General features: G+C 66.2%; 27 protein-coding genes. 10 read left to right on the forward strand and 17 right to left on the reverse strand.

All coding sequences use genetic code 11. From position 1 onward, the window contains the following. Positions 1-5 precede the first annotated feature (5 nt). Positions 6-1811 carry a GAF domain-containing protein gene (locus ABXH26_RS03415; RefSeq protein WP_353565631.1) on the reverse strand — a complete coding sequence of 602 codons (1806 nt, stop codon included), beginning with the start codon at positions 1809-1811 and terminating at the stop codon, positions 6-8. A 60-nt stretch (positions 1812-1871) separates the two neighbouring features. Here ABXH26_RS03415 and ABXH26_RS03420 point away from each other — a divergent pair, with 60 nt between their 5' ends. Further along, complete coding sequence (locus tag ABXH26_RS03420) at positions 1872-2459, forward strand: biliverdin-producing heme oxygenase (RefSeq protein WP_353565632.1); 588 nt, start codon at positions 1872-1874, stop codon at positions 2457-2459. Between the two features lie 61 nt (positions 2460-2520). Here ABXH26_RS03420 and ABXH26_RS03425 read toward each other — a convergent pair whose 3' ends face one another. Then, positions 2521-3156: an AraC family transcriptional regulator gene (locus ABXH26_RS03425; RefSeq protein ID WP_353565633.1), complete on the reverse strand. Its 636-nt coding sequence runs from the start codon at positions 3154-3156 to the stop codon at positions 2521-2523. A gap of 124 nt (positions 3157-3280) precedes the next feature. Continuing rightward, entirely contained in the window at positions 3281-3901 is a 621-nt protein-coding gene (locus ABXH26_RS03430; RefSeq protein ID WP_353565634.1) for an AraC family transcriptional regulator, read from the reverse strand. Positions 3902-4019: 118 nt separating this feature from the next. On the opposite strand from ABXH26_RS03430, the gene ABXH26_RS03435 reads away from it, so the two are divergent. Further along, positions 4020-4424 carry a hypothetical protein gene (locus ABXH26_RS03435; RefSeq protein ID WP_353565635.1) on the forward strand — a complete coding sequence of 135 codons (405 nt, stop codon included), beginning with the start codon at positions 4020-4022 and terminating at the stop codon, positions 4422-4424. Here the strand turns inward: ABXH26_RS03435 and ABXH26_RS03440 are convergent. From ABXH26_RS03440 to ABXH26_RS03460, 5 genes are all read right to left on the reverse strand, one after another. Then, positions 4347-4976: a nitroreductase family protein gene (locus ABXH26_RS03440; protein WP_353565636.1), complete on the reverse strand. Its 630-nt coding sequence runs from the start codon at positions 4974-4976 to the stop codon at positions 4347-4349. The two genes, ABXH26_RS03435 and ABXH26_RS03440, sit on opposite strands and share 78 nt — an antisense overlap. Before the next feature lie 153 nt (positions 4977-5129). Then, positions 5130-5771 carry a ligase-associated DNA damage response endonuclease PdeM gene (gene pdeM, locus ABXH26_RS03445; RefSeq protein WP_353565637.1) on the reverse strand — a complete coding sequence of 214 codons (642 nt, stop codon included), beginning with the start codon at positions 5769-5771 and terminating at the stop codon, positions 5130-5132. A gap of 14 nt (positions 5772-5785) precedes the next feature. Further along, positions 5786-8251 (reverse strand): ligase-associated DNA damage response DEXH box helicase, encoded by a 2466-nt coding sequence (locus tag ABXH26_RS03450; RefSeq protein WP_353565638.1) that lies wholly within the window; start codon positions 8249-8251, stop codon positions 5786-5788. A gap of 56 nt (positions 8252-8307) precedes the next feature. Beyond that, complete coding sequence (locus tag ABXH26_RS03455) at positions 8308-8880, reverse strand: PEP-CTERM sorting domain-containing protein (protein ID WP_353565639.1); 573 nt, start codon at positions 8878-8880, stop codon at positions 8308-8310. Continuing rightward, on the reverse strand, positions 8877-9044 hold the full coding sequence (locus tag ABXH26_RS03460) for a hypothetical protein (RefSeq protein WP_353565640.1): 168 nt from the start codon (positions 9042-9044) through the stop codon (positions 8877-8879). The genes ABXH26_RS03455 and ABXH26_RS03460 overlap by 4 nt, the downstream gene beginning before the upstream one ends. Here ABXH26_RS03460 and ABXH26_RS03465 point away from each other — a divergent pair. The 3 genes from ABXH26_RS03465 to ABXH26_RS03475 all read left to right on the forward strand — a co-directional run bounded on the left by ABXH26_RS03465 (position 9043) and on the right by ABXH26_RS03475 (position 10765). Continuing rightward, positions 9043-9333, forward strand: a complete 291-nt coding sequence (locus ABXH26_RS03465) for a DMT family protein (protein ID WP_353565641.1) — start codon at positions 9043-9045, stop codon at positions 9331-9333. The genes ABXH26_RS03460 and ABXH26_RS03465 overlap by 2 nt on opposite strands. Positions 9334-9533: 200 nt before the next feature. Next, on the forward strand, positions 9534-9908 hold the full coding sequence (locus ABXH26_RS03470) for an ArsR/SmtB family transcription factor (protein WP_353565642.1): 375 nt from the start codon (positions 9534-9536) through the stop codon (positions 9906-9908). A gap of 80 nt (positions 9909-9988) precedes the next feature. Then, entirely contained in the window at positions 9989-10765 is a 777-nt protein-coding gene (locus ABXH26_RS03475) for a 3-keto-disaccharide hydrolase (protein WP_353565643.1), read from the forward strand. A 10-nt stretch (positions 10766-10775) separates the two neighbouring features. Here ABXH26_RS03475 and ABXH26_RS03480 read toward each other — a convergent pair whose 3' ends face one another. Then, positions 10776-11927, reverse strand: coding sequence for a glycerate kinase (locus ABXH26_RS03480; RefSeq protein WP_353565644.1), 1152 nt, complete (start codon positions 11925-11927; stop codon positions 10776-10778). A 210-nt stretch (positions 11928-12137) separates the two neighbouring features. Between ABXH26_RS03480 and ABXH26_RS03485 the strand changes: the two genes are divergently transcribed. Beyond that, positions 12138-15218, forward strand: coding sequence for a PVC-type heme-binding CxxCH protein (locus ABXH26_RS03485; protein ID WP_353565645.1), 3081 nt, complete (start codon positions 12138-12140; stop codon positions 15216-15218). On the opposite strand, the gene ABXH26_RS03490 is transcribed toward ABXH26_RS03485, so the two are convergent. The 5 genes from ABXH26_RS03490 to ABXH26_RS03510 all read right to left on the reverse strand — a co-directional run bounded on the left by ABXH26_RS03490 (position 15219) and on the right by ABXH26_RS03510 (position 18658). Further along, positions 15219-15524, reverse strand: a complete 306-nt coding sequence (locus ABXH26_RS03490) for a DUF4235 domain-containing protein (protein WP_353565646.1) — start codon at positions 15522-15524, stop codon at positions 15219-15221. Between the two features lie 47 nt (positions 15525-15571). Continuing rightward, positions 15572-15757, reverse strand: a complete 186-nt coding sequence (locus ABXH26_RS03495) for a YqaE/Pmp3 family membrane protein (RefSeq protein ID WP_353565647.1) — start codon at positions 15755-15757, stop codon at positions 15572-15574. Between the two features lie 12 nt (positions 15758-15769). Continuing rightward, positions 15770-16054, reverse strand: coding sequence for a hypothetical protein (locus ABXH26_RS03500; RefSeq protein ID WP_353565648.1), 285 nt, complete (start codon positions 16052-16054; stop codon positions 15770-15772). Positions 16055-16230: 176 nt separating this feature from the next. Then, a complete protein-coding gene (gene cls, locus ABXH26_RS03505) occupies positions 16231-17760 on the reverse strand; it encodes a cardiolipin synthase (RefSeq protein WP_353565649.1) in 1530 nt (509 codons plus the stop codon). Between the two features lie 85 nt (positions 17761-17845). After that, the gene (locus tag ABXH26_RS03510) at positions 17846-18658 is read right to left on the reverse strand and encodes a PP2C family protein-serine/threonine phosphatase (protein WP_353565650.1); all 813 of its coding nucleotides are present in this window, start codon (positions 18656-18658) and stop codon (positions 17846-17848) included. Positions 18659-18843: 185 nt separating this feature from the next. Here ABXH26_RS03510 and ABXH26_RS03515 point away from each other — a divergent pair, with 185 nt between their 5' ends. Continuing rightward, entirely contained in the window at positions 18844-19857 is a 1014-nt protein-coding gene (locus ABXH26_RS03515; RefSeq protein ID WP_353565651.1) for a glutamine synthetase beta-grasp domain-containing protein, read from the forward strand. A gap of 113 nt (positions 19858-19970) precedes the next feature. Here ABXH26_RS03515 and ABXH26_RS03520 read toward each other — a convergent pair whose 3' ends face one another. Together ABXH26_RS03520 and ABXH26_RS03525 are read right to left on the reverse strand one after the other, a co-directional pair. After that, complete coding sequence (locus ABXH26_RS03520) at positions 19971-20543, reverse strand: hypothetical protein (protein WP_353565652.1); 573 nt, start codon at positions 20541-20543, stop codon at positions 19971-19973. 21 nt (positions 20544-20564) lie between these two features. After that, positions 20565-21911, reverse strand: coding sequence for an LptF/LptG family permease (locus ABXH26_RS03525; RefSeq protein ID WP_353565653.1), 1347 nt, complete (start codon positions 21909-21911; stop codon positions 20565-20567). 102 nt (positions 21912-22013) lie between these two features. On the opposite strand from ABXH26_RS03525, the gene ABXH26_RS03530 reads away from it, so the two are divergent. Beyond that, the gene (locus ABXH26_RS03530; RefSeq protein ID WP_353565654.1) at positions 22014-24011 is read left to right on the forward strand and encodes an ATP-dependent DNA helicase; all 1998 of its coding nucleotides are present in this window, start codon (positions 22014-22016) and stop codon (positions 24009-24011) included. Between the two features lie 4 nt (positions 24012-24015). Next, a complete protein-coding gene (locus tag ABXH26_RS03535) occupies positions 24016-24453 on the forward strand; it encodes a polysaccharide biosynthesis/export family protein (RefSeq protein ID WP_353565655.1) in 438 nt (145 codons plus the stop codon). Here the strand turns inward: ABXH26_RS03535 and ABXH26_RS03540 are convergent. Further along, a complete protein-coding gene (locus ABXH26_RS03540; protein ID WP_353565656.1) occupies positions 24447-25181 on the reverse strand; it encodes a type I 3-dehydroquinate dehydratase in 735 nt (244 codons plus the stop codon). The two genes, ABXH26_RS03535 and ABXH26_RS03540, sit on opposite strands and share 7 nt — an antisense overlap. A gap of 168 nt (positions 25182-25349) precedes the next feature. Between ABXH26_RS03540 and ABXH26_RS03545 the strand changes: the two genes are divergently transcribed. Next, positions 25350-25976, forward strand: a complete 627-nt coding sequence (locus tag ABXH26_RS03545; RefSeq protein WP_434783417.1) for an Amuc_1102 family pilus-like protein — start codon at positions 25350-25352, stop codon at positions 25974-25976. Positions 25977-26028: the final 52 nt, after the last annotated feature.

The following is a 26028-nucleotide window of genomic DNA, read 5'->3' on the forward strand; positions in this document are numbered from 1 at the left end:
CCGTTTCAGGTGGGGTTGACCCGCAGGCTGTAGCCGAGGAATTCGCCGTCCTCGCACAGCCGGGCCAGCTCGAAGCGCCGCGCCTCGAAGGCGAAGCGCAGGGGTTCGGGCTGGTCGTGAAGGCCGGCCAGGCGGCGGGGAAGGTCCTCGAGGTCGGTCTTCCAGAGCGACAGCTCGTCGAGATTGACCACGCCGACGATCGAGTCCTTCTTCGCCGCCCGGTTCTGGTAAACCACGCGGCCGTCGGGATCGGCGAAGATCAGCGGATGCTCGACTTCCTGGTGGGCGATGCGGAACCGCCGCGCGGTCGGCGTTTCCACCAGCTCGCGGAAGCCCTGGCTGGTGATGACGATGTCGATGAGCGTCGAGCGGACGGTCTCCGCCATGCTTCTTTCCGCCTCCGACCACGGCCGGCTGCGGCCCCGGACCTGCTCGCTCCACTCCGCGAACGAGTGGCGCGGTCCGATCCGACCGTCGGCTTTGACCACGGTGGCCTGGCCGGGGTTTCCCGCCCACCGGACCAGCTCGCGCTGCTCGCGGCGGAGCAGCAACAGGCAGTCGTTGCGGAAGGCCGAAAGCGAGACCCACAGAACCCCGGCGTAGGGCTCCAGCTGGTCGCTTCCCGCGAAATCCTCGCCCAGCTGGTGGCTCGAAGTCACTCGATTGCGGCGCTCGGCGGCGTGCTGGCCGATGAAGGTCTCGACCCGCCCGGCGGACAGTCCGGGATCGGACAAATAGGTGCGCCCGTCGAGGTGGAGGACCAGCGTGTCGGATCGCATGGTGCGCAGGATTTCCTGCGAAATGGACATCATGACGGGTGCCCAGTCGGTGGTCAGGGTCACGCACTGGACCAGCTTGTTGGCCAGCCGGGCGCAGGCCAGCTCATCGCGCAGCCGCTGTTCGCGGGCGGCCCCGGCGAGGTCGACCGCGAGGTGGCTGGTCAGGGCGGAGACGCGCGATTGATCGCGCATCGTCAGCGCCCGCGCCGTGCCGTGGTGGCAGGAAATGAGGCCCCACAGCTTGTGATCGACCCGGATGGCGGCCACCAGGCTGGCCCCGACGCCCATGTTGGTGAGGTATTCGATGTGGACCTCCGCGGGCTGGCGGTAGCGGGACAGGGAAAGGTCGAGTTCGTCCCCGCCGCGGATCTCCAGCGGCCGGGCGGACACGTCGCCGATGAGCCGCAGGTCGTTGCGCAGGAAAAGCTCGCGGGCCGGCCGCGGAATGTCGCCGGCCGGGTAGCGCAGGCCGAGGTAGGGCTCCCAGTCCTCGCGGCAGTCTTCGGCCACCACTTCACCGGTGCCATCTTCATGGAAGCGGTAGATCATGGCGCGGTCGAAGTCGGTCAGCCCGCGGATCCGCGAGACCACCCGGGCCAGCTTTTCATCCAGCGATTCGAGCATCTCGATTTCCTCGAGACATTCCTTCACTTCGAGGTCCCACTCGTCCGTCATCGAGGGCATCGCTTGTTCCGTGTCCCACTCGATCACCAACTGCGGGCCGGCGAGATAAACCCACACCTGGAGCGCGGGGCCGTGGAGCGGCTCGATCGTGGCAGGCATCGGCCCGCGGCCGCGCCAGGCGGTGGCGCGGCGCAGCAGCGCGGCGATGCGGGGGACCGGCAGCCACGAACCGGGCGGCTTTTCGAAGTCGCTGCCGGTGATGGATTCCGTGCCTGCGCTGCCATGCGTGAAACGGCCGGCGGCGAGGTCGAGCGCGACCAGCGCCTTGCCGGCCTGGATCTGGCCGATCAGGTGGATGGCCTGCTGCTCGCACGACTGGTGGGGATCGGGTGAAAGGGAAGTGCTCATGGAAAAACGCGGGGGGCCGCTGGATTGTCGGAAAAGGGTTCGAAGTTAGAGTGGGCGAACATGGACATCAGAAACGCCCTCCAAGCCGCCACGCGGGAGTCCCACCAAGCCCTCGACCAGCATCCGGTGATCGTGGGCCTGGTGCGGGGTGATCTTTCCCCCGGCACCTACACGGCGCTGCTGGCGGAGTATCACGGGTGGTTTCAGGGATGGGAAACGAGTGTCCGCCAGATCCATCCGGACGTGGTGGACGAGCTCGGGGCGTTCCGCTTCGGAAAGTCCGACTGGCTGGCGAGCGACTTGAGCCGCCTCGGCCAGCCGCCTGCCTCCGCCCGAAGCGACGTCCGGGCCCCCGCCGAAGTGGCCGGGCTGGCCGGCGCGCTGTATGTGATCGAGGGCTCGACCCTCGGCGGTGCGGCGCTGGTACGCGCGGGGGCGGGTTTTCCCGCCGGGGCCGACCGTTTCTACCGCGGTTATGGCGAGCGCACGGGTCCGGCGTGGCGGGAGATGGTGGAGTGGCTGGAGAGGACGGTGGATCATGCTCGGCTGGACCTTGCCCGCCATCAGGCCGCCCGGGTGTTTGCGGAGTTCCACGCCATGGTGAATCGCGCGGCCGCCGGTGTGGCGAAGCGGGAAACCGCAGTCTAACACCAACCCGGCGGAGCGGAACCGCGCGTTCTCCGCGAAATTCGGACCGTGGGGGTGCCGCTCAGCCGTCGGTCGGCGCGAAGGCCTCGCGGAAGTCCCGCGGGCTCTGGCCGGCGAAGGCCAGGAAGTTCCGGTTGAACTGGGAGATCGACTGCGGCGAGCAGCGGGCGGCGATTTCGCCGATGGTGCGCGCCGGTTCTTCGACCAGCAGGCGCGAGCCGGTCGCACACCGCTCGGAGCCTAACCATTGCCGGAACGGCATGCCGGTGGCGCGCGTGAATTCATCGCCCAGACGCGCCGGGCGCACCCCGAGGTGGCCTCCCAGGGAACCCAGGTCGAGCGACCGTGAGGAGTGCTGGGTCAACAACTTCCACACGACTTTCACCGGGCGCGGCCATGGCTGCTCCTCGGCCGCCGGGTCTCCGTCGATGGCCGTCCAGCGGATCATCGCGCCAGCCAGCGCCAGGACCGAGCCCCGCCGCCAGGCGAGATACGGCTCCGCCGGGCCCGGGATCACCAGCATCAACTTCGAGCCCGCATGGGGAATGACAAGGGAATCGGGCGGGGCCGTGGATGCGTGACGAGTGAAGTCGACCGGACGCCCGGCAACGTGCTCGAATGCCGCCTCGTAGTCAGGCCAAGCGGGGTGCGAGCGGATGTCGGGGTGGTGGAGCGGGCCTACTTCGTCAGATCTCATTTTTAAGGCAAAACCGCGGGGAGCGAGCAACCCGACAAGCCCATCGCTTCCGCGAGCCTTAGAGAATCGTATTCTATCCGCATAATTGACTTGAATGCGCGAAATTCTGCGTATGACGAGTTAGTTATACATGAGATGTCCGGCGGAACTGGCGCGGAGTTGAGCCAGTGGCTGATAGGAAGTTGCGGTTGAACTGCGACACGGACTGGGCCGAGCAGTTCGAGGCGATCTCGGCGATCGGCTGCTCGGGATTCTCCAACAGCATCATGGCGGCGCGGGCGCAGCGCTCTTCCCCGAGCCAGCGGCGGAAGCTGGAACCCGTCGCCAAGGTGAACTGTTCCCCAAGCCGCGCGGGCGCGAGGTCGAGGTGCTTGGCGATGGAACCCAGATCAAGCGCCTGATCCGAGTGGTTCTGGATCAGCCGCCAGACGACGCGCGAAGGCTTGGGCCACGGACCGCGGCCTTGGTTGATCCACTGGATCATGGCCTGCGTCAGCAGCATCATCGACTTCCTGCGCCACTCCAGCGGCGAGGGAGGGGAGGGAATCCAGAGCACCGGGCGGTCCCGGTCGGTGGCGCGTACCACGAGGGGCTCCTCGCCCGTGTGGGCGAAGTCCGCATACTCGGCGTCGCCCGTCACCGGCGGTCTGCCGGCCAAGTGCTCCAGAGCGGCCGCGTAGTCCGGCCAGGCCGGGTGCGAGGTCACGTCCGCAACGGCCAGTCTGCCCGTGGGTTGGTGCATCATTGATTGTGGGTTCTTGGGTTGAATCACGTCTCAACAGACACTCGATTTGAAAAACCGCAAAAAATTTTCCGGTATTTCGCTTCCGTAGTTTTCCGGAGCCGCTTAGCTTGCCTTTGGCATGAAACGACGAACCTGGAATTTGCTGAGCAAGCACGGCCAAGCGCTGGTGAGTATTTCCCGCCGACCTGACATCCGGTTGGTGGATTTGGCGGAGGAACTTGGCATGACGGAGCGCTCGATCCGTCTCGTGCTTGCGGCCCTGAAAACGTCGCAGGCCCTCCGAGTGAAGCGCCGCGGTCGCAACAACCGCTACGAGGTGGACCTGGACTACGCCCTCACGCATCCCCTCGAGGACGGCATTTCCCTGAGGAAATTCCTCGCCCTTTACGGGATGATCGAGGCCGCGGAGGAGAGGGGGGAGAGCGGCACGGCGGAGCTTGCGGATTCATTGGAAAAGGGGGCTGGCCTCGCCCCAGACGGAACCGAAGAAGGTTCCGGAGAGGCTGCGCCGGCGGTCCGGTGACTGATCGCGTTCCACCAGCTCGGCCATGTCGGGACCGGGCGCGGTTTCGAGATAGCCGATCGCGATGGCGGTGACGGGCTCGTGGGTGTCGGGGATGTCGAAGGTCTGCCGGATTTTTTCCCGATCGATCCCCGCCATCTGGTGGACGAAGAGCCCGTGGGCCGAGGCCTGGAAGGTCATGTGGGCCGCGGCGCCACCAAGGTCGTGGACATGGTGCGGGTTCGGCTTGCCGTTCTTGGAAAAGTTCTTTCGGGCGAAGGAAAGCATCAGCACCGCCACGTTTTTGGCCCACGCTTGGTTCGCCTCCACCAGGCAGGAGAGGATTTTTTCAAACGGCTCGCCCTCTGACCGGCGGGCCATCAGGTAGGCCCATGGCTGCTCGTTGTAGGACGAGGGGGCCCAACGTCCGGCCTCCAACACGGACTTCAGCTTGTCCGCCTCGATTTCGCGGTCGGAAAAACAGTAAGGGCTCCAGCGCTCGCGCAGGAGCGGCAGGATCTCGGCTTCCTCGCCTTCGTGGCGGGTGGTGGCTTCGGGCGGATTGGCTTCCATAACCCCTTCACCCCGCACACTTCGTTCCGCTCACAAGAGCTTGCCCGCCACCCTCACGGTCATGGGTTTACGCATCATTTCGGTTTTTGGGGCGGATTGCATCGTGCAACTTTACGCCCGGCTCGGTGGCAAATCGCTCCCGCGGGCGTCCTCTCACCGCCACCCCCGCGGGATTTCCCGCACCCTGCTGGCGAGCGGGATGAAAACCCGGTCGGCTTCCTCGGGGCGCACCGGATGAGTCCCGGTGAAGGTGCCGAAGGCGGGCAGAACGAGAGTTTCCCCCTGCAGCCAGAAACACGGATGGCGATGGCTCCGCCGCGGCGAGGTAGGAAGCCGGATCGAGGGATGCAGGTGGCCCGCGATCGACGGCCCGGAGGCCTCGCAGGGGTCGTGGACGATTCGCAGGGTGCCGGTTTCCAGATCGGGGAAAGCCGGGCATCGCAGGTGTCGCAGCCCGGCGCGGCGGTCGTGGTTGCCGGCGATGAGGACCAGCTCCGCCGGGCAGTCGGCTATCCAGCGGGCGAGCCGCTCGGGCAGGTCGTGGCGCAGGGCTTCGGGAGCGTGGACAAGGTCGCCGGCGACGAGGATGCGGCGGGCCTGGGTGCGCGCGGCGAGTTGGGCGAGGCGCTCGAGGTCGTCGGTCGTTTCGCCCTCGGGCACCGGGATGCCGCGGGCGCGGAAAGTGGCGGACTTGCCGAGGTGGACGTCGGCCACGACCAGGTCGCCGGTTTCCGGCAGGAAAACGGCGCGCTCGGGCAGCAGGTCGATGTCGGTTCCGGCGAGGGTGAGGCGCATGGCGGCGATGCGACCTAAAGGTCGCGTTCCAAGGAAGCCTGTTGTTCGAGTTCGAGGAGCATGGCCTCGAGACGGGTGTGGGCGTCGGCGGCGGGGAGGTGGGCGGAGAGGCGGTCGGCCCAGAGGGGGAAGGCCATGGGGGTGAGGCGCTCGGTTTCGACGAGCTTCAGCGGGCGCTCGGCGATCTCGTCGAGGGTGGCTTTGAGGCGGGTCCACTCGAGCTGGCGTTCGAGGATCTCGCGGCGGGCCTGGGTGAGGAGGAGGTTGTCAGGATCGTAGCGGGTGAAGACCTCGAACAGCAGCGAGGAGGAAACCTGCAGGTCGCGGTTGCTGCGGCGCTTGCCGGGGAGGTCGGGCGCGAGGAGGCCGGCGACGCGCGCGATTTCCCGGAACTGACGCCGGGCCATCTCGGCGGAGTTCATGGCGGCCAGAAGATCATCCAACAGGGCGTCGGTGGTGAGCAGCGAGCGGATGAGGGGCTCATCGAGATAAAGCCCGCGGCGGGCGATGAGGGAGAAGCCGTAGTCGTTTTGCGTGAGGTCGATCGACTCGCCGACCTCGCGGCTGAGGCGGGCGGCGGCGAGGGTGGCGAGGCCTTCGTGGACGAGCCGGCCGGCGAAGGGGTAAAGAAACAAATGCTCGCCCTCGCGGGTGCGGGTGAACTCAACGACGAGTTCGTGTTTTCCGGGCAGCACCGACCAGCGGCGCTGGATGTCGAGGATGGGGGCGACGGCGGTGTGCTCCCTGGCCGGCGAGGGCGGGTGGTGGAGGCGGCGGGCGATGGCGGAGGCGAGTTCGTTGGAGAGCGGCGACTTGCCGCCGTTCCAGATGGGGACCTGGCCGCGGTGCTTTTTGGTGGAGGGGCGGACGGTCGCGGTGAGTTTGTGAAAACGGACGAGTTCGAGCTGGCGGCCGGAAAAGATGAAGGCCTGGCCGACCTTGAGGCGGGTGATGAAGTCCTCCTCGACGGTGCCGAGCGTTTTGCCGGAGGCGAACTTGAGCGTGATGGCGGGATCGCTGACGATGGTGCCGATGTTCATCCGGTGGAGACGGCCGGCGGGCTTGTCGTCGAAGTGGAGCAGGCCGTCCTCGCGCAGCTCGGCCTTCCGATACTGCGGGTAGGCTTTCAAAGCGGAGCCGCCGGAGGTGATGAAGCCGACGACCCAGTCCCAGCTTTGTTCGTCGAGATCGCGGAAAGCTCGCGTGCTACGGTATTCGTCGTAGAGCGCCCGCGGCGAGTCGGGCTGGCCGAGCAGGCAGGTGAGCGTGTGCTGGACGAGGACGTCGAGCGGCTGGCGCAGCGGCACGCGGCTTTCGATTTCGCCGGCGGTCCAGCCATCGCGGGCGGCGGCGAACTCGACCAGCTCCATGGCGAAGGTGGGCACGCCGACGATGCGGCTGGTGGCGCCGGGCTGGTGGCCGGAGCGACCGGCGCGCTGGGCGAGGCGGGCGATGCCCTTGGGGCTGCCGACCTGGATCACCTGATCGACCGGCGCGAAATCGACGCCGAGATCGAGCGACGAGGTGCAGACGACGCAGCGCAGCGAGCCGTCCTTGAGGCCGGCCTCGACGCGTTGTCGCTCGTCGCGGTCGATCGACCCATGGTGCATGGCGATGCGGCCGTCGAGGTCCGGCAGGGCGGCCTGGATCTCCTGGAACCACATCTCGGTCTGCGAGCGGGTGTTGGTGAAGAGGAGCGTGGTGCCGGCGGAGCGGATTTTTTCCGCCACCGGCGCGGCCATGCGGGTGCCGAGGTGGCCGGACCAGGGGAAGCGCTCGATGTCCTTGGGGATGAGCGTTTCGAGGGTGAGCGGTTTTTTGAGGTCGGCGGAAACGGTAACGCCGTCGGGATCGCGATCGCCGAGCAGGGCGCTGCGGGCCTCGGCGAGGTTGCCGATGGTGGCGGACAGGCCCCAGGTTTTCAGGTGGGGAAACCAGCGGCGGAGGCGGGCCAGGCCGAGCTCGGTCTGGACGCCGCGCTTGGTGCCGAGGAGTTCGTGCCATTCGTCGACGACGACCGCTTTCAAGTCCGCGAGTCGCTCGCGGAAGTCATCGTGGGTGAGCATGAGCGACAGGCTCTCGGGCGTGGTGACGAGCACGAAAGGGAGGCGCTGGCGGAGCTTGGCCTTGCGATGGGAGGAGGTGTCGCCGGTGCGGGCGCCGGTTTCCCATGGGAGGCCGAGGCCCTCGATGGGATCGGCGAGCGACTTCAGCGTGTCCGACGCGAGCGCGCGCAGCGGCGTGATCCAGAGCACGCGGCAGGGGGCGGACTTGTCGTGGGGGAGTTCGCGCAGGGCTTCATCGAGCGGGCCGAGCCAAGCGGCCATGGTCTTGCCGAAGCCGGTGGGCGCGTGGAGCAGGCCGGATTTTCCCGCGGCGTAGGCGGCCCAGGTTTCGCGCTGGAAGGCGAGCGGGGTGCCGCGGTGGTCGGCGAACCAGCGGTCGAGGGCGGGGGTGAGGATGGGCTTCTTGCGCGGCACCGTGGACTAGGGTTCCGCGAGGAAGGGCGGGAAGGCCAGTGGGAAAACCCGGGCGCTCAAGCCCGGCGCCGGCGCGAAAACGCCAGCAACGAGCCCGCCAGCAGGCAGGCGGTGCCGGGCTCGGGGACGACCACGGTGGTCACCTCACCCCAGGCTGTGTCGGCGAAAACGTAGGTGCCGGCGATGAATTGCGAGAAGCTCACGTCGACCGTCGAGGCCAGCGGGTGGGTCAACGCGATCTGATGGGACTGGCCGGGGCCCAGCTCGATGGAGTTCTCCAGTGCGAGGAAGGGTCGGTAGGAGCCGGACACGGACTCGAACAGGAACGAGAACTCGTGGAAGGTGGAACTGGCGCCGGTCATCAGATCGGTGACCGTGCCGGGCGAGGGGACGAAAAAGTCCGACTCGTTGAGGATGCCGCCGCTCTGTTCGAGCGCCGCCGCCGGCAGGAGCAGGCCTGGCACGAAGCCGACGGTGACCTGATCGAGCCCGAACACCGGATTGGGCGAAGTTTGCCGGATCTCGACCTGCGTGCCGCTGCCGGCCGGCGACAAGGTGACCGTCACGGCGGCCGTGGCGGGGTGGATCATTGCAAGGACCGAGGCGGAAAGGATGAGGCCTGCTTTCATGGATCGAACCGTTTACCGCCGAATGGAACGGCAACTTGCGTTCGACGGCAATGGCCGAAGCGAGGCAGTTTTGTCGGCTTGCCGGAGTCGCGGATCGCGACGAGATGAACGGTCATGATCGGCTGGAAAACGGTGGCGATGCTGGTGGTCTCGAACGTGTTCATGACTTTCGCCTGGTACGGGCACTTGAAGGAGCTGCGGGAGAAGCCGTGGCTGGTGGCGGTGCTGGTCTCGTGGAGTGTCGCGTTTTTCGAGTATCTGGTGCAGGTCCCGGCGAACCGGCTGGGGAACCAGGTCTTCTCGCTGGGCCAGCTCAAGATCCTGCAGGAGGTGATCACCCTGTCGGTCTTCGTGCCCTTCGCGGTGTTCTACATGAAGGAAAAGCTGACCTGGAACTACCTCGGCGCAGCCTGCTGCCTCGCGGGCGCGGTGTTTTTCATGTTCCGGAAATGAGCGCATCGGCGGCGAAAGCGGGCGTTGCAGAGCCCGACCGGCTCGATGCGTGAGATGACGGGGAGATGGACGGCATCTTCCAAGACGAAGCGGTCACCGACCGGGAAATTGCCATCATCGAAGAAGCCGATGAGGGGAAGTTCCAGGAGATTGCGGAAATGGAAGAGGTCGATGTCATCACGTAAGATGCGGTTGCGGTCATGAAAGAAGTCGTTGTGATCCCCAAAGAGGAGATTGAGATCGACATCGGGGATGTTGTCGTCATGTTACGAGACGGTATGGCGAATGAGAGGACGGTTTCGGTGGTGCAGATGTCGCAGGCCTTGGGGCATCCTTTGCGTTGGGGGGTGCTCGGCGAGCTGGCAGCCGGCGAGCCGCGGATGACGGTGGAGCTGGCGGAGCGACTGCGGGTGCGGGCGAACACGCTGTCGAAGCATCTCAAGGTGCTCAAAGACGCCGGGCTGCTGGTCCAGAACCGGGCGGGGCTCTACTCGATCCCGCCGGCATTTCCGGTGGATCCGGAGCAGCGCGAAATTGACCTGGGGCGCTGCGTGCTGCGGTTCGGGGAAGATTAAGGTGACGGGCGGCGTTTTTCCCTGCGCGGGAAACAAAGGACCTGAAACGCTCCGGCGATCCCCCCCGTAGTCCGATGTCCATGAAACACCTGACGACCCTCTCCGCCCTGCTGCTGCTCGCCGTTTCCGCGCATGCGGAGGAAGGCTGGATCTCCCTCTTCAACGGCAAGGACCTGAGCGGCTGGATCCCGAAGATCACCAAGCACCCGCTCGGCGAGAACGCGATGAACACCTTCCGGGTCGAGGACGGCATGATCAAGGTGAGCTACGATGACTATGGCGGGAAGTTCGACGGCCAGTTCGGGCACCTCTACTCGGAGCTGGCGTATTCGAGCTACATCCTGCGGCTGGAGTACCGCTTCGAGGGCAAGCAACTGCCGGACGGGCCGGGCTTCGCGCTGCAGAACAGCGGGGTGATGTTTCACTGCCAGCCGCCGTCGAGCCTGAAGCTGAATCAGGATTTTCCGGTGTGCTTCGAGTTCCAGTTCCTCGCCGCGGCCGGCGAGGGCGAGCGTGCGACGGCAAACCTCTGCACGCCGGCGACTAACGTGTGGATGGACGGCAAGCTGGTCACCAACCATGTGATCCCGTCATCGGCACCGACCTTCCAGCCGGGCGAGTGGGTGACCATGGAGCTGGAGGTCCACGGCTCGAAGGAGGCGATTCACCGGATCAACGGCAAGGAAGTGCTGCGCTACCAGCAGCTCGAGCTGGATCCGGAAAACGGCGTGGGCGACGCGCAGGCGCTGCTGAAGAGGGGCGCACCGAAGGCGGTGGCTTTCGGGCACTTGGCGCTGCAGTCGGAAAGCCAGCCGGTGTGGTTCCGCAACATCGAGATCAAGCCGCTCGAAGAATGAGCGGCGGGGCTCAGCGGGTGGGCAGCTCGCTGGGCTGCGAGTAGGCGTCGGGATCATACAGCCCGGGCTGCGCGGCGGCCTGGGCTAGCTCGTTGGAGGCGTTGGCGATCAGCTCGGGGATCGACTTGCCGGTATCGGCGAGTGCGACGAGGAAATCGAACTCGCCGGACCCGCGCGCGACCTCATCGGCCAGGCCGCAGAACGCGCCGGCGATCTTTCCGCGGGCGCGGGCCATGCGGGCGATGCAGATGGGCCCCTTGCCGGACAGGCTCTGGTGATCGATCGAGCCCTCGCCGGTGATGACGATGTCGGCGGCAGCGACGCGTTCCTCGAGTTCGAGGAGTTTCGCCAGCAGGTCGAAGCCGGGCACCAGCCGCGCGCCGGTGAAATGGAGGAGCCCGAAGCCCAGTCCGCCGGCCGCGCCGGAACCGGGATCGAGCGAGGCGTCGGTGGCCTTGGTGACCTCCACCAAACGGGCGAGCGCGGCCTCGAGCAGCGGCCGGGTTTCCTCCGTGGAGCCTTTTTGGGGAGAGAAAATCGCGGTGGCCCCCTTGTCGCCGAGCAGCGGGTTCTCGACGTCGCACGCCACCGTGATGGGCGGCATTTTCACCACGCGGGAGTCGTCGATGCGGGCGAGCTTCGACAAGCGGGCGGGCAGCGGATCGAATTCCGCGCCGTCCTTGTCGAGGAAACGATAGCCGAGCGCGTGGGCCATGCCGCAGCCGCCGTCGTTGGTGGCGCTGCCGCCGATCCCGAGCACGATCCTGTCGACCCCGCGCTGCTGGATGGCGTGGAGCATCTGGATGCCGACCCCGCGGGTGGAGGCGCGCAGCGGGTCGCGCTCGTCCTCCGCGAGGCGCCACAGGCCGGCGGTTTCCGCCATCTCGATGACGGCCACGCGGCCCTGGCGGGTATCGGCCAGCAGGTAGGTGGACTCGATTTCGCGCTCCAGCGCATCGAGCGACGGGCAGGAAACCCAGCGGCCGCGCATGGCGGGTGCGAGGGTGGCCATGAAGCCCTCGCCGCCATCGGCGATGGGGCACAGGTCGAGCGCCGCGGAGGGCAGCACGCTGCGGATGCCGGAGGCCATGGCTTCGGCCGCCTGTTGGCCGGAGAGGGCGCCTTTGAACTTGTCCGGGGCGATGAGGATGCGGAGCGACATGGAAAACGGGAAGAGACTAACGATTAAGCGCCTTTGGAGGACGGAAATGAAGATGAATTTCGCGATTTGCGCGGATTCAGGGTGCGGTTTGAAATTCCCGCCGGTCCGGGACGGTAGATCAGCCGGCCCGGCCGGCTACGGGCTGAACCCATGCGATCCTGCAACATGCTTCGAGTTATCCTGCTCATTCCTCTGCTTTTGTCATCCTTGATGGCTCAGAACGACCGTCCGCGGCGCCTGGAAGTCCTGTTTTTGGGCGATGACCGAGGCCACAACCCGATCGAGCGCTACCGCTACCTCAAGCAGGCGCTGGGCCCGCGCGGATATAATCTCACTTTCACGGAGGATCTCGGAGATATGCGGACCGAGGTTCTTGAACACTACGATGCACTTCTTGTATACGCCAACCACGAGCAGGATGCGGTGCCGCCGGCGATTTTGCCGTGGGTGAGGAATGGCGGCGGCCTGGTGGCGCTGCACAGTGCCTGCGGATGCTTCCATCCTTCGCCCGGCTGGTTCGCGCTGGTGGGCGGAAAATTCAAAAGCCACGAGGGTCATGTGTTCGCGCCCGAGAACGTCGACAAGCGCCACCCGATCACCCGCGACCTGCCGAAGCTGGAAGCCTGGGATGAAACCTATGTCCACCAGGACCTGACCGATGACCGCCATCTGCTCCAGGTGCGGCCGCCGATCAATGCCGGGGAAACGAAGCCGGAGCCGTGGACCTGGCTGCGCAGCGAGGGCAAGGGCCGGGTTTTCTACACCGCCAGCGGCCACGACCTGCGGACCTGGAAAAACCCGGCCTACCAGGAGCTGGTGGCACGCGGGATCCTGTGGGCGGTGGGGGAAAAGACCGCCAACCTGTTCGCGAAATACGAGATGCCGGAGCTGACGCTCGACGAGCCGCGCGTCCGCAAGCGCGACCGGGCACACCCGGAAATTCCGATGATGCAGCTGCAGGAGCCGCTCACCCCGTATGGCAGCGCCCGCCATGCGCAGGTGCCGGTGGGCACGAAACTGGAGCTTTTTGCCTGTGAGCCGATGATCGTGAACCCGATCTCGCTCGACTGGGACCCGCGCGGTCGTTGCTGGGTGGTCGAGGCGCTGGATTATCCGAACGACGTGCCGATGGAAGAGGGCAAGGGCGAGGACCGCATCAAGATCCTCGAGGACACCAACGGCGACGGCAAGGCGGACAAGATGATCGTGTTCGCCGACCGCCTGCGGCACTGCACGAGCATCGTCTTCCACCGCGACGGCGTGATCGCCACCGACGGACCGGAGCTGGTTTTCCTGCGCGACACCAATGGCGACGACAAGGCCGACAAGCGCGAGGTGCTCGGCTCGGGCATCCACATGGGCGACACCCACGCCTCGATGTCGCACATGATCTATGCCATGGACGGCTGGATTCATGCGACGGTCGGCTACAGCGGCATCGACATGCAGGTGGCCGGGAAGCAGAAAAAGTTCGGCCAGGGGACCTTTCGTTTCCGGCAGGACCTGTCGCGGCTCGATTTCATCCAGCCGACCACCAACAACACCTGGGGCATCGGCCTGCTCGAGGACGGCTCGGTTTTCGGCTCCACGGCCAACAACAACCCGTCGTGGATGGTGTCCATCCCCCGCCGCGCCTACGCCGGCAGCGGCATGGAGCAGCCGCGCACGCCGCAGCTCGACGATCAGCCGTTCATGTATCCGAACACGGACGACATTACGCAGGTCGACCAGATCGAGAAATACACGGCCGCCGCCGGACACATGTTTTACAACGACACCGTGTTGGGCACCGGGATCATCCCCAAGGATACCGCGCTGATCTGCGAGCCGACGGGCCACCTGGTCGCCATGGGCCGCGTGACCGACAAGGGCTCGATCAAGACCACCAACCTGCGCGGCCAGAACCTGTTCGCCAGCGCCGATGCCTGGAGCTCGCCGGTGGTCGCCCGGCCCGGGCCGGACGGCGCGGTGTGGATCGCCGATTGGTACAACCCGATCATCCAGCACAACGTCGTGTTCCGCTTCTGGAATCCGGCCCGGGGCTACGACTACCCGCACAGTCCCTTCCACACCGGCGGCACCGGGCCGGGGAAAGGAAACGCCTACGTCACCCCGCTGCGCGACCGCGAACATGGCCGGATCTGGCGCGTGGTGCCGATCGACAAGCCGGTCCGCAAGATCCCGGTGCTGTCGGTCGACGAACCGCTCGAACTGGCTCGCCAGCTGAATTCGCCCTCGCAGGATCTCCGCCTCGAGGCGCAGCGCCTGCTGATCGAGCGCGGCAAGGCCGACGCGGTGCCGACGCTCGTTTCGCTGCTCCAGCTCAATGCCACGCCGGAAGGCCTCGACCGGCCGCTTGGCGCATACCACGCCGTCCGCGTGCTGGCCGGCCTGCCTGGCGATGAGGCAAAGAACGCCCTGCTGGCCGCGATGGGCCATGGCGACGGGGGCGTGCGTCTGCAAGCCGCCGAGGCGATCGATCCGCGTGATCCATCTCTCCTCGCCGGCCTGCCTCAGGTGATCGGCCAGGTCAGCACGCCGCGCGAGCGGTTGCGGATCTTCAACGTGATCGCCGATGCGGCGGAAAACGACGACGTCGCCCTCGCGCTGTGGTTCGCGGTGAAGGACGGCAACTTCGCCGATGACATCGAGCGCGATGCCGCCACGCTGGCCATGCTCCGCCAAGGGGCGGCGGTGCTCAAGGCTGCGGCCGCGGACTACCAGGGTGCCGAGTTTTGGGCGAAAACCACGCTCAAGCAGGTGGCGACGAAGCTGGCCGGCGGCGAGATCGATCCCGCACTCATTTCCGCCCTGGATCCGATGCCGGAACCGGACCGCTCCGAGCTGATTGCCGCGCTGGGCGAAAAGCCGACGCCGAAACCGAAGCAGCCCGAGCTGCCGCCTCATCTGGTCAAGGGCAAGGGGCTCTACGAAAAGACCTGCATCGAATGCCACCAGTCGGACGGCAAGGGGGTGGCGGGGACTTTTCCGCCGCTGGCGGGATCCGAGTGGGTGAAGGGCGACCTCGACACCATGCTGCGGATCATGCTCGGCGGCCTGATGGGGCCGATCACCGTGAAGGGCGAGAAATACGAGAGCGCCATGCCGGGTCACAGTCACGCCTCGGACGAGGATCTGGCGGCGATCGCCAGCTACGTGCGCCGGGCATTCGGCGGGCTCGACGAGGCCGCGGTGAAGCCCGGGCAGCTGTTGGAGCTCCGCCCACAGGTGGACGAGCGCAAGTTCATGCCCTGGACGGTGGCGGACCTCGAGGCGGCCGGGAAAAAGTGATCAGTCGAGGGCGTCGGCCTCGTCTTCGAGGTCGTATCCCTCCGCCGGCAGGCCGATGAGTGGCAAGGAGCGGCGGGCGACGAGCCGCGCGAAGGCTCCGGTGACGCCGGCCAGCGCGGTCCAGGCGATGGCCTCCTTCCAGCTCACATCGACGCGGGCCGGATTGCGGGGCGGATCGATTTTCGAAACCCGCCGGTAGAGCGATCCCGCGCCCATCCGGGCGAGCTTGGCGGCGATGGCCGGCAGGACGAAACCCGCCCCGACGGCGGTCATGCGGAGCAGGCGGCTGGAGCGATGGAGGCCCATGGGAAAAAGAATCGCGGACCCGGTGGGGCCCGCGATTTCATAGCGGCTTACAGCACGACCAGAAGCGCGTGAATTATCCCCGGGATGAAGAAGATCAGCGTCAGGACGAGGTTGAGCCAGAAGGTTCCGGTGAGGCCCTCTTTCAGCGCCACGGCAAGCGGCGGCAGGAAGATGGCGATGATGGCGAGCAGCAGCTTGTTGCTCGCACCGGTGGAGGTGGTGGGAGTGGCCATATGCTGGTGGGGTTATTGGTTGTCGTTGGGCTCCGTGTTCGGCTCCGTCGCCGGAGCTTCGTTGTCCTCTTCTTCAGGGAGGTCGACATCAATGGTGGGAACTTCCATTTCCACCTTCTTCTTCTCGACCTTCACGTCGGGTCCTTCGACGTCATACTTGGGAAGCTTGGTTTCCCCTTCGACTTTCACATCGGGGAGTTCTCCGTCCTCGACCTTGTCCACATCGCAAGCGGCGAAGGTGAGGGCAAAAGCAGAAACGGCGGCAAGACTGAGACCATGAATCAGGTTTGGTTTCATAACGCCGATCGTTTTCGCAGGGCACATACCAGCGGGCCGGAGTCTGTTGCAAGTATCTGAAGTCCAGTGAAAGACTCCGATTGGTGGGGCCGGGCGATGCGCCGAAAAATCGAGAAATAATAAGCAACTTGCACGGAATGGGTGTGAAGTTGCAATTCGCAGTGCAATCCGCGGTCTTACTGGATGGGAGCCAGGAGGCGGGCGACCCGCACGCCGACCTTGAATGGCATCGATTTCTCCGCCAGATCGTGAGCGGAGGTGGCACGGCTCCTCAGAAAGTCCGCCGTCAGCATGTCCTCGACCTTGCCGGCGAAGCCGCGATCAAGGATGCCGACCTGGAGCTCGAAGTTGAGGCGGAACGAGCGGTTGTCGAAATTGGCGCTGCCGATCAGGGAGAAATCGTCGTCCACGAGCATGACCTTCTGGTGCATGAAGCCGTCCTGATAGCGGCGGATTTCCGCGCCGGCCATTTCCAGCTCGCCGATGTAGGAGTAGGAGGAAAACTCGACCAGTTTGCTGTCGAAAAGCTCGGGCATGAGGATGCGCACCTCCACCCCGCGGCGGGCGGCGAGCTGAAGGGCCTGGATGATCGGCTCGTCCGGCACGAAGTAGGGCGTGGCGATCCAGATCCGCTCCTTGGCCGCGCTGATGGCCGCGAGGTAGGTGAGTGAGCAGGTCTCCATGGGATCGGCGGGGCCGGTGGGAATGCTGACCGCCTCGAGCCCACGGGCGTCGCCTTCGTTTCGCTGGGAAATGGACCAGTCCAGGTCGGTGAGCATCTGTCCGGTCGCCCAGTGCCAGTCCTCGGCGAAGGGCACCTGCAGGCAGGTCACCACGGGTCCGGTGAGGCGCATGTGGGTGTCCCGCCAGGGCGAAAGCCGCGCGTGCAGGCCGCGGTATTCGTCGCCCACGTTGAGGCCGCCGACGAAGGCGGTTTTGCCATCGACGATGACCAGCTTGCGGTGGTTGCGGAAGTTGAGCTGGAAGCGGTTGGCGCCGCCGACGAGGTTCAGGAAGGGCTGAACCTCGATGCCGGCCTCGCGCAGGGCGGCGAGGTAGTCGTCGGAGAGTCCGAGGCAGCCATAGTCGTCGTAGAGGACCTTGACGCGGACGCCTGCCCGGGCTTTTTCGATCAGGCGCCGGGCCAGCTCGCGGCCGGTGTCATCGGCGCGGATGATGTAGAACTGGACGAGGATGTAGGCCTGGGCGGAATCGATGGCTTCGAAGATGGCGGGAAAAGTCTCCTCGCCATCGACCAGCAGCTCGGCGGTGTTGCCGAAGGTCACCGGCATGGAGGAGAGGTTCGAAAGGGTGCCCATCAGGCCGGTCAGGTCGGTGCGGGCGACCTCGGCCTCGTCGATCGATTGGACCAGCCGCTCGGCCATCGGGCGGACCTCCTCCAGCCCGGCCTGGCGGGTGGCGATGTAGGAGCTGAAGTCGCCATCGCCGAACACCGCATAGGCCGGCACCGCGACGAAGGGGAAGGTATTGAGCGAGATCGCCCAGGCGATCGCCCCCTGCGAGGTGCGCGTGTCCATGACGGCGGAGATCGACATGAAAAAGCCGATCACGTGCATGATCAGCTGCAGGACGCGGAACAGCGGGCGGCGCCGGGCGTGAGCGAAGCCGAGGGCGCGGGCCAGCCGGGGATGACGGAGGCTCAGCCAGGTGGCGAAGCGGCGGGCGTAAACGCGGGGACCATGCATGGGTGGAAAAGCCGTGACCCCCTCCGGCAGGGAGCGGGCGCTTGGCCAACATGCCGATGTTCGCCCGCTCCGCAAACCGCGGGCTTCAGAGCGCTTCGATCAGGATCGCGGTGGTGTTATCCCGGCCGGACTCGGACACGGAGTAGTCGATCAGGCGGCTGATGTCGAATTCACCGCGCGCCATCTCGTCGATCCGGCGGTCCCACAGGCCGTCGCAGAGGCCGTCGGAGCAGATCAGGAAACGATCGCCCGCCGCCCAGCCGACACGGCCGATCTGGGGCTCCAGCTCCCGGGTTTTTCCGCCCAGCACCTGGTCCAGCATGCTGCGCTGCGGGTGCGTCCTGGCCTGCCGCTCGTTGAGTGTTCCGCGGCGCAAAAGCCGGCCGACGTAGCTGTGATCGTGGGTCACCTGGACCATTTCGCCGTCCTTCGGCAGGTAGTAGATGCGGCTGTCGCCGACGTGGCCGAAGGCCATCCAGCCGGGCATGAACCAGCAAAGGCTGAGCGTCGCGCCCATGCCGCGGCACTCCTCGTAATGGTGGCTCAGCTCGAGCAGCGACTCGTGGGTGCGGGCGAACACTTCCCCGAGCACGTCGGTGAAGCCGGAATCGATCCGCGAGGCTCCGAGCTGGAAGCTGGCGGGCAGCAGGCGGGTGATTTTTTCCACCGCGATGCGGCTGGCGACCTCGCCCGCCTTGGCGCCGCCCATGCCATCGCTGACCGCGAACAGGTAGTCGGCCCCGGCCATCGAGCCCTCGCCTTCCTTGCCGAGGTAGCGGACCTCCTGGGCGTCGAAGGTCAGCGCCAGAAACGCGTCCTCGTTGTTTTTCCGGAAACGTCCGACATCGGTCCGTCCGGACCAGCGCAGTGAGGAAAAGGTGGCGTCCGGAACTTCCATGGGCGGGCTCAAGGCTGGGTCGCGGCCGAATGTCACTCTAGCGAAAAATTTTGGTTTCTCGGTTGCCGGTGGCCCGTTATGTGCTCCTTGCCTGTGCGGGAAGCGCGTCGTCCCCCAAGGATGCCGGGTTTCCCATGCGTCCACGCGACTCAACGTCCATCCAACTACCAAACCAACCAACAACGATGCCCAAGTTCAAATTGGAGTATATCTGGCTCGACGGTTACACGCCCGTCCCGAACCTCCGCGGAAAGACCCAGATCAAGGAATTCGACAGCTTCCCCAGCCTGGAAGATCTCCCGCTGTGGGGCTTCGACGGCAGCTCGACGCGGCAGGCCGAAGGTCACAGCTCCGACTGCGTGCTCAAGCCGGTGGCCGTCTATCCGGATTCGACCCGCAACAACGGCGCGCTGGTGATGTGCGAGGTGCTCCTCCCGGACGGTACCCCGCACCCGACCAATGCCCGCGCCACCATTCCGGACGATCCGGACACCTGGTTCGGTTTCGAGCAGGAATACTTCCTCGTCGAGGACGGCCTGCCCCTTGGTTTCCCGAAGGGTGGCTACCCGAATCCCCAGGGCGAATACTACTGCGGCGTCGGCTTCAAGAACGTCGGTGACGTCGCCCGCCAGATCGTCGAGGAGCACCTCGAAATCTGCCTCGATGCCGGCATCAACCACGAAGGCATCAACGCCGAGGTCGCCAAGGGCCAATGGGAATTCCAAATCTTCGGCAAGGGTTCGAAGAAGGCCGCCGACCAGATCTGGATCGCCCGCTACATCCTCAACCGCCTGTGCGAAAGCTACGGCGTGGACGTGGAATACCACTGCAAGCCGATCACCGGCGACTGGAACGGTTCCGGCATGCACGCCAACTTCTCGACCAAGTTCATGCGCGAGACCGGCGGCGAGGAGTACTTCACCAAGCTCATGGCTGCTTTCGAAAAGAACCGCGACGAGCACATCGCCGCCTACGGCCCGGACAACCACCTGCGCTTGACCGGCCTGCACGAAACCCAGTCGATCGACCAGTTCTCCTGGGGCATCGCCGACCGGGGTGCGTCGATTCGCGTGCCGCACAGCTTCAAGAACAACGGCTGGAAGGGCTACCTCGAGGACCGTCGTCCGAATTCCCAGGGCGATCCCTACCAGATCGCCTCGCGTATCCTCAAGACCATCGAGGAAGTGCCGACCGCCTGAGCCGGCCCCTGACTCTCCGAGCCGTCCGTCCCTCACCGGGGCGGGCGGTTTTTCATTTCAGGGGCGGGCTTGGGGGCGGTGGAGTCGGATAGGTCCCATAGGTCTTATAAGTCCTATTTCCCTTCTGGCTCGCCTTCCGCTGGCTCCACTTCCGCCTCCGCTTCCGCTTCCGGCAGGCGGCCGCCGGTCTCGAGGAGCATGATGACTTCCTCCTGCACTTTCTCGACCTCGCTCAGCGGGATGTTCGGATCCCGGACCAGGTAGGCCTCGCCGGTCTTGCGGTGCTCGTAGACCCGGAGGATGCCGCCGGGGACGGGCTGGGCGTCGGTTTCGCGCAGCAGCTTCTGGCGCTCGAGCATCACGGCGAGGATGTAGCGGACGTTTTCGGTGTGTTCCTCGTCCTCATCGACCAGGCGCCGGAGCAGCGTTTCTGGATCCTCTTTCTTCATCGGGTCCACCTTTTCCTCCTGCTCCGGGGGGATGTAGGTGGTGCGCCACGAGGAAAACGGCACCGCCGCGTCCTCCTCCCGCGCGTCCCACGAGGCGAGCGAGAAGTCCTTCCGCAGATAGCCCGAGGATTCCGGGTCGGGGAACAGCGCGGTGACGATGGTTTCGCCCTCCGTGAAAGGTTCGCCGGAAAGCGCGCAGTGGCGCGAGCGGGAGCGGATGTGCCAGGATTGGAGCATGGGCGGGAAAGGCGGCGCGCGTCAGGTTTCGTTCGGAATCAGGCGGCGGATCGTCTGATAGATCGGTCGCCCCGCCAGGCGGCGTTGGAACAGGAATCCCGCCAGCAGCCCGAACAGCACGTTCGGCAGCCAGGCGGCGAGGGAGGGCGGCAGGTGGCCGGAATCGCCGAGGGTCAGCGAGATGGTGGTGGCGAACATCAGGCCGGCGGAAAGGAACACCGCCAGCGCCACGCCGCCACTGGCCCCACGACGGGAAAAGACAACCCCCAACGGGGTGGCCAGCAGGACCATGATCAGGCAGTTGAAGGGCTGGGCGAAGCGGTGGTGCCACTGGGTGCGGTGGCTGGCCCGGGCGCGGGCGGCATAGCCCTTGGCCCGCAGCCAGCCCGCCAGTTCCGGGATGCCGAGCTGGTCGGCGGGCAGGCTGGGCTGGACGATTTCCGCCGGCGTTTCGCGCCAGCCGGTGACCACATAGGGCTCGGGCAGGTCGTGGACGAACTTCGGCGGCTGGTTGGCGGTGATCTCGCGCAGCTTCGCGCCGGCGAAGCTCCATTGCTTGGTCTCCGGCTGCCAGCTCGCGGTCTCGGCGGCCAGGGTGCTCTTCAGGCTGCCGTCGGGGTTTTCCTCGATCACGCGGACGTCCTGCAGCGGCTCGCCTTTCATGTAGCCGATCGGCACGGTGCCGACCATCCACGTCCGGCGGACCCGCGGGTTGCGGAAGGGTTCGCTGAAGGGGACGGTTTCATCGAGCCCGCGGGCGAGGTCGAGGATGCGTTGCTCCTTGGCCACCGAGGCCGGAGCCCAGTGGAAATCCAGCCCCATGCAGAACAGCGTGGCCAGCAGGCCGGTCATCAGGAAGGGCAGGGTGATGCGCGCCAGCCCGCGGCCGGTCTGGATCATGGAAACGATTTCCCGGGAGGCGGAAAGCTTGCCCAGGCTGAAGAGAAGCGAGAGCAGCAGGGCGTAGGGGAGCAGCAGCGTGACCATTTCCGGCAGCCGCGCGGCGTAGAGGGCGATCATCGTGCGGCCGACGTGGCCGGAGGCCTGGATCTCCGTCAGGTTGTCCTGGAAATCGACCAGCAGCCAGATGACCGCCAGGGCCGCAAAGGCCACCCCGAGCAAGCCCAGGAACTGGCGCGTCACGTAGCGGGCCATGGTGCCGGCGAAGCCGTAGATGAGCGCTCCCACAGCCGGCAGCAGGCACAGCCCGGCCAGCACCAGAGGCCGCAACCGGTGCATGGATCCATCCGCATCCGGAAAGCTCGCCAGATGCTCGGCCACCGCCGCCTGTTCCCGCGGCACCCACACCGCCGCGAGAGCGGCGCCGCACACGAATAGCAGGATGCTGGGAAGAAATCGCCGGAGCATGGGTGGTCTCGGGGCGGAAGTGTGGCCGGATCGCACGCCTTGTAAAGGTCGCGGCAACTTCGCGCTTGGATCGCGGCCCGCCCCGGCGCGGAATGGCGCCGGATGATCGGACTCGCGGGAGAGCAGGCGGCGCCGGGCGGCTTGGCCGAGGAAATCGCGCGCGCGTTTTCCCCGGGCGGCCTGCTGTCGAAATCGCCCGACTTCGAGTTCCGCCCCGAGCAGCTCGAAATGGCCGTGGCCGTGGCGCGGGCGCTGGAGGCCCGCGAGTCGCTGGTCGCCGAGGCCGGCACCGGCGTCGGGAAATCCCTGGCCTACCTGCTGCCCGCCGCCCGTCATGCGCTCTCGACCGGCCGCAAGGGCATCATTTCCACCCACACCATCAACCTCCAGGAGCAGCTGGTGCGGAAGGACATCCCGATCGTCCGCAAGCTGCTCGATGCCGAGCTGCCCGCGGTGCTGCTGAAGGGCCGCGGCAACTACCTCTGCCCGGCCCGCCTCAAGCGCGCCCGCGAGCAGACGCGCGACCTCTTCACCGCCGGCGAGGCCGAGGAGCTGGAGGCGATCGCGAAATGGTCGGAAGCCACCCGCGACGGCACGCTGAGCGACCTCGACTTCCAGCCCTCGATGAAGGTCTGGCTGCAGGTCTGCTCGGAGGCCCACATCTGCACCGCGCGCTACTGCGGCCCGCGGGGAAACTGCTTTTTCCAGGAAGCCCGCAAGCGAGCCGCCGAGGCGCGGCTGGTGGTGGTGAACCACACGCTCTTTTTCGCGCTGATGGACACCGGCGAGCTGTCCGAGGACGGCCGCACGGCGGGCTTTTTGTTTCCCGACGACTTCGCGGTGCTCGACGAGGCGCACACCGTCGAGCAGGTCGCCGCCGTCCAGCTCGGCCTGCGGGTCAGCCAGGCGGGCCTGCGCTTCGACCTCCAGCGATTGTACGATGGACGCCGTAGAAAAGGCCTGCTCAAGGGCTACGGCAACGCCGCCGCGCTGCAAGCGGTCGAGAACGCGCTGATCGCCTCCGAGAAACTCTTCGACTCGCTCGGCGGCGCGGCCAGCTTCGGCCAGTGGTCGAAGGAATGGCGCGTGCGCGAGCCCGAGGTGGTGCCGAACCTCGCCGCCGGGCCGCTGCGCGAGCTGTGGCAGCGCATCGATGCGATCGCCGCGGAAACCGAGCACGAGATGAGCCGCAGCGAGCTGCAGGACGCCTCGCGCCGGCTGCGCGAGGCTCACGGGTCGATCACCGCGTTTCTCGATCAGGCCGACGAGGCCTCGGTCCACTGGGTGGCGAAGTCGGGTCGCGACGAATCGCTCATCACCATGCACGCCGCGCCGGTGAACGTGGCCGACCGGTTGCGGCCGCTGCTTTTCGGCGAGGGAAAAACCTGCGTCATGGCGAGCGCCACGCTCGGGGTGGGGGATCCCGGCCTGAGCTGGTTCCGTGGCCGGGTCGGTGCCGAGAAAGTCCACGCGCGCAGCATCGGCAGCCCCTTCGACTACCGCAGCCAGATGCAGCTGAAAATTTGGAAAAACATGCCCGAGCCGAGCGCGCGCGACTACGGCTCGGCGCTGATCAAGGCGATCGGTGAGGCGGTCGCGATGAGCCGCGGGCGGGCCTTCGTGCTCTTCACCAGCTACCGGATGATGCGCGACGCGGCCACCGCGCTGCGCGACAAGTTCGACTTCGAAGGCTGGAGGCTGCTGGTCCAGGGCGAGGGCATGCCGCGCCACAAGATGATCGAGATTTTCCGCGAGGAAACCGACAGCGTGCTGTTCGGCACCGACAGCTTCTGGACCGGCGTCGACGTCCCCGGCGAGGCGCTCTCGAACGTCGTCGTCACCCGCCTGCCCTTCGCCGTGCCGGACCACCCGCTGACCCAGGCGCGGCTCGAGGCGCTCGAGGCCGCGGGCGGAAATCCCTTCATGGACTACTCGGTGCCGGAGGCGATCCTCAAGCTCCGCCAGGGCGTCGGCCGCCTGATCCGCACCGCGCGTGACGAGGGCCTCGTCTGCCTGCTCGACAACCGCGTCCTCACCAAGCGCTACGGCAAGCTCTTCCTCGACGCCCTGCCCGACGCGCCGCGGGAGATCATCGGTTGACGGAGTGGCATCGGGATTGCTGCGCACCGGGACCATGCGAGCTCCCTTCATCGCTTCCTTTGCTGTCGCGGCTCTTATCACCGCTTGTGAAAAGAGCACGGACACCGCGTCCTATCAGAAGCTGGACGAGCGGTTGACGCGCATCGAGGCGCAGCTTTCCAGCATTGAGAAAACCGTTGCCAAGACGGCGGTTGAGATGGGCCCAGACGAGGAAGGCTTCACCGTTTATTTGTCGGGATGCGTGGCCAAACCCGGTGCCTATCAGGTTACTTCTGACATGCCGCTTCTGGCCGCCGTCACCCTTGCCGGTGGCTTATCGGAAAAGGCCAACGTTAAAAAAATCACGATCCATCGGCAGGGAGAGAAGTTCGTGATAGGGACGCCGGAGAAGATCTTCCTGCACGAGGGGGACATCGTTGAGATTCCGGAGAAATTCTATTGATCCGCCGGTGTCGGGTCGTAGGTCGCCGAACAACTCACCGAAGCGATGGCCTCGCGCAGCTGGCGGGCGCTCCATTGGCCGGGCGCGGTCGGCGTGTCGCCGAGGTAGCCGTAGTTGAGCACCGAGCCGAGCTGGGCGAACATCACCCGCGACATCGGCGCGAAGGGGCCCATGCCCATCAGCGAGGTGGGAAAATCCGAGCCGGCGACGAACTGGGCCAGCGCCGGCAGCGAATCGAGCTGCCACCCGAGCTCGAAGGCCGCCTTGAAGGCCGCCGCACCGCTGTTGCGCGCGTTTTCGCGGGACGCATGCAGGAGGGCGAGGTCGGGCACGCCCCTAAAGTCGTGAAACGAGGCGATCCACGGCACGCCGGCGTCATGCAATTTGATGCGCAGCCCGGCCATTTCGGGGATCGATGCCACTTCGATGTCGATGGCGGCAGCTTCGGCGATCACATCGATCAGCATCGCCTCGCGCTGCTCGGCGGAAAGGTCGCCGGCGCCGCCCTCCGACGCCCGGCGGGCCGTAAAAAGAAGCGGAATTTTTTCAAAAACCCGCCACCCGCGCGCTTGTCGCTCCTTGGCGCTCAGGAGATCGAGGCGGATCTCGACCACGTCGCAGGCCGATGCCACGTCCGCGGGGTCGAGACCGGCCAGCACCTCGCCGGAGCCGATGCTGCCCACGACCAGCGGCCGGCGGCGGTGAAGCTCAAGCGGGGACCGGTTCATCGGGCAAGCCAACCCGGACGGCATGACGGTGTCAATCGGTGCGTGGTCGCCATCGGCAAGAAGCGTCGCAGTACGTAGCTTCGCGCGCAAAAATTCCTTCCGAGAACGTCCTTTTATCTGGTCAATGCGGTGCGTGAACTTCTAGTTCTCAAAAAAACCTCAGGATTCATGAAACCCGATCTTTTTCCCTCCTCGAAACCCCTCCTCGCGATGGCCCTCGCCGCGGTCTTCGGATTGGCCGGCATGGCCCAGGCCCAGCGGGCCAAGGCGGACGTCGCCGAACCCACCTTCGACGCGCTGCCGTCTCCCCAGTTCGAGGGCACCAAGAACAAGAGCTTCAAGCCGAAGGATTGGCTGGAGGTCGAGGCCGGCATCACCATCCCGGCCATGTCCCGGGAGCAGGACGAGATCGGCTTCATCGACGAAGTGACCGTCAAATGGTACGTGGCGGTCAAGGACAAGGCGACGCGCAAGAACGTGCTTTTGACCACGGATCTCAACCACATCAATGTCCCGGTCGGTGAGGAGTTCTACTCGTCGGTCTACATTTCGCCCAACACGCTCAAGCGCCTGACCGGTGCGGATCGTGCTTCGAAGGGGGCGATCGAGGTGGTGGCGCTGGAGGTCCTGGTCAATGGCCAGAAGGTCGGCGAGGCGACCACCAAGTTCGACTCGGGCTGGTGGAATGCTGGCAGCCTTTCCCGCACCGACCAGTTCCCGCTCCTCAACAAATACCAGACCCCCTTCAAGAACTTCTGGTGGGATCGCTACGCCGAGATCGAGGAGGAGCGCTGAGTTTCCTCGAACCCCACCCCCGTGCCGCGGGCATTCCGCGCCACCCACCGGT

It is taken from the genome of Haloferula sargassicola, assembly GCF_040362925.1.
Taxonomy (GTDB): Bacteria; Verrucomicrobiota; Verrucomicrobiia; order Verrucomicrobiales; family Akkermansiaceae; genus Haloferula; species Haloferula sargassicola.